Origin of the sequence: Bradyrhizobium sp. (assembly GCF_017881085.1) — a bacterium.
Classification (GTDB): Bacteria; Pseudomonadota; Alphaproteobacteria; order Rhizobiales; family Xanthobacteraceae; genus Bradyrhizobium.
Genome location: NZ_JADGRI010000371.1, coordinates 1 through 4,732, shown reverse-complemented (window position 1 = coordinate 4,732; position 4,732 = coordinate 1). Strand labels below are relative to the sequence as shown.

Annotated in this window: 6 protein-coding genes; 4 read left to right on the top strand and 2 right to left on the bottom strand. The window is 58.7% G+C overall.

Translation table 11 applies throughout. The annotated features are described in order from the left end of the window. From QZ213_RS24730 to QZ213_RS24720, 3 genes are all read left to right on the top strand, one after another. Positions 1-231 (top strand): AI-2E family transporter (locus tag QZ213_RS24730; RefSeq protein ID WP_291688699.1); only part of this gene is annotated, 231 nt, incomplete at its 5' end. Positions 232-521: 290 nt separating this feature from the next. Further along, positions 522-1,838 carry a caspase family protein gene (locus QZ213_RS24725; RefSeq protein WP_291688700.1) on the top strand — a complete coding sequence of 439 codons (1,317 nt, stop codon included), beginning with the start codon at positions 522-524 and terminating at the stop codon, positions 1,836-1,838. Further along, a complete protein-coding gene (locus QZ213_RS24720; protein WP_291688698.1) occupies positions 1,822-2,388 on the top strand; it encodes a hypothetical protein in 567 nt (188 codons plus the stop codon). Before QZ213_RS24725 ends, QZ213_RS24720 begins: the two co-directional genes overlap by 17 nt. A 259-nt stretch (positions 2,389-2,647) precedes the next feature. On the opposite strand, the gene QZ213_RS24715 is transcribed toward QZ213_RS24720, so the two are convergent. Together QZ213_RS24715 and QZ213_RS24710 are read right to left on the bottom strand one after the other, a co-directional pair. Then, positions 2,648-3,490 (bottom strand): DUF2189 domain-containing protein, encoded by an 843-nt coding sequence (locus QZ213_RS24715; protein ID WP_291688697.1) that lies wholly within the window; start codon positions 3,488-3,490, stop codon positions 2,648-2,650. Between the two features lie 76 nt (positions 3,491-3,566). Beyond that, positions 3,567-3,782, bottom strand: a complete 216-nt coding sequence (locus QZ213_RS24710; RefSeq protein WP_291688696.1) for a hypothetical protein — start codon at positions 3,780-3,782, stop codon at positions 3,567-3,569. 452 nt (positions 3,783-4,234) lie between these two features. Between QZ213_RS24710 and QZ213_RS24705 the strand changes: the two genes are divergently transcribed. Next, the gene (locus QZ213_RS24705) at positions 4,235-4,600 is read left to right on the top strand and encodes a hypothetical protein (RefSeq protein WP_291688695.1); all 366 of its coding nucleotides are present in this window, start codon (positions 4,235-4,237) and stop codon (positions 4,598-4,600) included. Positions 4,601-4,732: the final 132 nt, after the last annotated feature.

Genomic DNA, 4,732 nt, shown 5'->3' with positions numbered 1-4,732 from the left:
TTCGGTGCGCTCGTCATCGGACTCGTAGATAACTTCTTGCGTCCTATCCTGGTGGGCAAAGACACAAAGATGCCCGACTACGTCGTTCTTATCTCCACGCTGGGCGGAATCGCTACCTTCGGCCTCAACGGATTTGTCATCGGTCCGGTGATCGCGGCCATGTTCATCGCGACTTGGGACATATTCTCGGCATCGAGGGAAATCGCTGAGAACGACGGCACCATTCGTTAAGGCCGACCACCCAGCTGACAAAGACTGACGAATGTCGCTTAGGGGTCAAAAGCGCCGTTTTGACCCCTTGCCAGCCACTTCCGGTTTACTCCGAACAACGGACATCATCAGACCGGCCCGGTTGGTCCCATTAACAGAAGTGGCGCCGGGTGAGTGGCAGATCAGAGAGCGGCGACGCTTTTCGCGGCGCTCGCCGGCTGCTAGTCTGCCGCAGCTGACTTGCGGGATGCATTGGGATGCGAGGGCCGCCATCAATCTGCACGGGAAATCGCGGCGCGCTGGCAGCCGTGATGGTCGTGCTGTCGCTGCTATCGACCGGTCCCGCCGCTGCGGAGAAGCGCGTCGCGCTGGTGGTGGGTAACTCAGCCTATCAAAACATTACCCCGCTCGACAATCCCCGCAACGATGCGACGCTGATGGCCGATACCCTGTCGAGCCTCGGCTTCACCCTGATCGGCGGACGCGCCCAGCTCGATCTCGACAAGTCGGCGCTCGACAACGCCGTGCAAAACTTCGGGCGGCAGATCCAGGGCGCCGACGTCGCGCTGTTCTACTATGCCGGCCACGGTGTTCAGGTGACGGGCTCGAACTATCTGGTGCCGGTCAGCGCCAATCCGACGCGCGAGGCCGATGTCGATTTCCAGATGGTGGACGTCAATCTTGTGCTGCGTCAGATGCAGGGATCGGGCACGCGGCTCAACATGGTAATCCTCGACGCCTGCCGCAATAATCCATTCGGCGCCCGCGGATTGCGCTCGTCCGAGGGTGGCCTTGCCCAGATGCGGGCACCGGAGGGCACGCTGATCTCCTATGCCACGCAGCCCGGCAGCGTCGCCCAGGACGGCAGAGAGGGCCACAGCCCCTATACCAAGGCGTTGGCGACGACAATTCGAACGGCGGGGCTCGACATCTTCCAGACCTTCAATCAGGTCGGCCTCACCGTGAAGCGGGAGACCGGCGGGGCGCAGCAACCATGGGTGTCCTCCTCGCCGATTGACGGCACCTTCTATTTCGTCGCGCCTGCGGCGGCGGCTTCATCGCCCCAGGTAGCCATTGCACCTTCGCCGGAGGCGCGGCTCACCGATACGCTGCGCCCGGATCCCGACTTCGTGCCGATCAAGGATGCCGCGCTACTGCAGGAATTGAGCGAACGTCTGTACGAACACAATTTCGATCCGGAGCAGCCCGACAGCAAAACCGGCATGAAGCTGGCGATCGCCAAATTTCAGGAAAAAAGCAACATGAAGCCGTCAGGCGAAGCCACCGAAGGGGTGCTGACACGCTTGCGAAAAATGGACGATCTGAAACCGTGGGGATCGATCGTCTACGGCCCCGACAGCAACAAATGGGGAATTTCCTGGAATCATGCCTCGCGCAGAGCGGCCGTGGAGGACGCGCGCTCCAATTGCGGAGCCGGCAAATGCCCGATCGAATTGAGTTTCTACGCAGGACGATGCGGCGCGTTCGCGATTTCAGGCAAATCCTGGTCGCTGGTTCAGCGCGACACCATCCAGCGGGCCAGGGATGCGGCGCTTGACGATTGCGGCAGGACTGGCAAGTCTTGCCGCATCATCGGGGCGGTGTGCGCCGATGGATCGGGCCGCTAGATTTCAAATCCGGTCAATTGGAAAACAGACGATGATGATGCAAGACGCCATTCCTCGCCGGATCAAGATTGCCCTGTTCTGCATGTCATTCATCGTCCCGATCGGCCCAGGCGCGGCATTAGCGCAATCAGGCAGCGCCGGCGGTAGCATCGGCAATGACGAAAAGTCGCTGTCCGGCTCCCGCGAAGCGCCGCGGGCGGTTGAACCCTCAAAGCCGGCACGAGGCAGAAAGCCGGAAGCGGAAGCGCCGCGCCGCGCCGCGCGAAAAGGCAGCAGTGACGGTGGCGGCGGCAATTTCGATGGCGCATGGATTGTCCATGCCGTGGGCGCGACTTGCGGCACCAGTACCGAGCGACTAGTCATCACCGGCGGAAGGATCGCGGGGGAACTCAGTTCCGGTCAAGTCAGTCCAAATGGCTCCACGACGTCAGGCGGATCCGTCTCAGGTTTGAGTTGGAACAGTTTCGGCCGTTTCTCGGGCCGCAGCGGCTCCGGTTCATTCGTGCGTTCCGATGGATGTGCCGGACGCTGGACCGCATCAAAACAGTAGTTGCGAATTTTGGCTCGTACCGGGTCAGACGGTCAGCATTATCTCAAGCTATTCCTTTGTTTGCGCGGTAAGTTCGTAACGCCTGATGCCCGTGCATGTCAGACCGGAACGTCTCTTGTGGGTCACAATGCGAAATACTCCGAGCGAGCAGATGTTTTCCGCTTTGCACCCAACTTCAGACATTGCTTGATGCAGTCGGCACTTCGCATTTGTGCCACGAGCAGCCTCATGCACCGCAGCAAATGGCATCTTTATTTAATCACCTCTCCGGCAGGTTCGGATTGCGCTCGACCACCTTGCGATAGAGATGCCAAGTGGAATGGCCGAGCAGCGGGATCACAACTGCGCGACCAAGAAAGAGTGGCATCGAACCGAGCAGGAGGAGTACGGCGACTATCAATCCCCATGCCGCCATCGAAACAGGGTTTTGCGCAACCGCGCGAAACGATGTCGTTATCGCGTCCGCGGCGCTGGCATGGCGATCATGGATTAGCGGAAACGACACCACGCTGATGCACAGCGCCACTACCGCGAACAGAAAGCCCACGCTGCAACCGACCACGATCAGCTCCCATCCTTCCGAGGTGGTGAGCACCCGCGTGGCGAAATGCGGAATGCCAACGGAGGGAGCGTTGCCGAACGTCGAGACGTAGATCACCTGCGCCGTTGCCACCCAAACCACGAAGATCGTCAGCAGCAGCGTACCTAGCCCCAGCATGGCGCCGAACGACGGCGACCGCAGCACCTTGGTCGCTTGCCACGGAGACGCCTCTTCGCCCAGTTCTCTGCGGCGGCTGAGTTCGTAGAGACCCAGGGCCGCAAACGGGCCCATCAGCGTAAAACCGGCCAGCAACGGAAACAATAGCGGCAGCAACGAATAGCCAAGCACCATGCCAGCCAGCACTAGGCTGAGCGCGGGATAGATCACGTAGAGGCAGAGAATGATGGGGTGGTTCGGCACGGCCTTGAAATCAGCCCAGCCGAGACGGAGCGCGTCCTGGAGATCGGCGAAGGTGATGTTGCGGATGACGGGGCTTAACGCGGCGTCCGCTATGTCCTGCGTGAAAGGCGTAACATTTTTTTCGGGATACGGCGCGGCCATGGCCGTTGCCTCCCTGAAGGTAGCCAACGACGGCTTAGAATCCAAGCATGAGAAAATGGAAGCTTAATCTTTCGATTTAATGGCTCTCAGACCATTTGCGCCACTGCGTCGGCTGAATGTCGACGTGCTTCTTATTTGAAGCATCGACCAAATCGGCTCCATTTTTGTGACACGGGTACGCTAGCGCGAGGACAATCCCATCAAAATCCATGACGCAGACTTCGAGGTTTGCGTCAGATGGCGCAATTGAAACGGGCAACCATTCTGCGGACAACGAATGAATTTGGGTCATGATTAGCACTCCTCCCTTGCGGTGGAGATGCCCCAGCGGTTGTTTACGCCGGAGCACGGGCAAGGCCGATGCCAGCGCACCTTGAACGCTACTTTGTAATGCGATGCTTGCCTACCGACGGCAGCAATTGCCGATTGGGGAGCGGTGACTTCGGAACATCGCCGTTTTCTTGGCAATTCCTTCGAGGTCGCAATTGCTACTCCCGATTCTCCTAAATGGAAAATCCTATTTTTCTTACAGATGACTGTTTAACGGGTGGCGGCGCACAAATGGTTTTCGCCTTCAGTCACGTCGTTGCGCTTCAATTGATCCACGTCAATGAATCTCTGCCCATGGATCGCATAGCGTGGGTTACACGCGAGCAATTCCACCGACCCAGCGCCATTTGAGCAGACAGTGGGCACCCGTCGGCGCGTTCGAATACGGCCGCTGAGCAAGTGGGCTGAATTGAAATGACGTATCCTGAAACGTTTTTAGCGGATATTGAAGCGTTCCTAAAGGAAAGCGGCATGAGTGCTACCTTTTTTGGCAAAGCCGCCGTCAGCGATCCAAATTTCGTGGGCGATGTTCGAAGAGGCCGCAAGGTACATCTCGATCTTGTCGACCAAGTCGATGCCTATATTAAATCTGTGCGAGAACGTCGGGTCGATCCGAGGACAGTTGCCGAGAAAATTGCGGCGCAGATTGACGACCTTAGTACGGAGATAGGGATACGGGTGGCAGCGCAGGCTGCCCAGGGACCTCTCACTTCCGCGATCACCGCGGATGTTGCCCGCGATGTTCTCTTGGAATGGCTCGCGGGATCATCCAAGAATTGAACTCAGACAGCCATCAGTCTGAATGTCCGTTGAGGCAGAATGGGTTGCCCGTCAAATAACGGAGGCGTTTCCTTGGGACGGGGCTCCGGGCTACATGATCCGAGACCGGGATCGCATTTATGGCACCATCGT

Excerpts from the sequence above, each read along its gene's own strand:
- QZ213_RS24720 (WP_291688698.1), top strand. The coding sequence starts at position 1,822 with ATGGATCGGGCCGCTAGATTTCAAATCCGGTCAATTGGAAAACAGACG.
- QZ213_RS24710 (WP_291688696.1), bottom strand. The coding sequence starts at position 3,782 with ATGACCCAAATTCATTCGTTGTCCGCAGAATGGTTGCCCGTTTCAATT.
- QZ213_RS24725 (WP_291688700.1), top strand. The coding sequence starts at position 522 with ATGGTCGTGCTGTCGCTGCTATCGACCGGTCCCGCCGCTGCGGAGAAG.
- QZ213_RS24705 (WP_291688695.1), top strand. The coding sequence starts at position 4,235 with ATGACGTATCCTGAAACGTTTTTAGCGGATATTGAAGCGTTCCTAAAG.
- QZ213_RS24715 (WP_291688697.1), bottom strand. The coding sequence starts at position 3,490 with ATGGCCGCGCCGTATCCCGAAAAAAATGTTACGCCTTTCACGCAGGAC.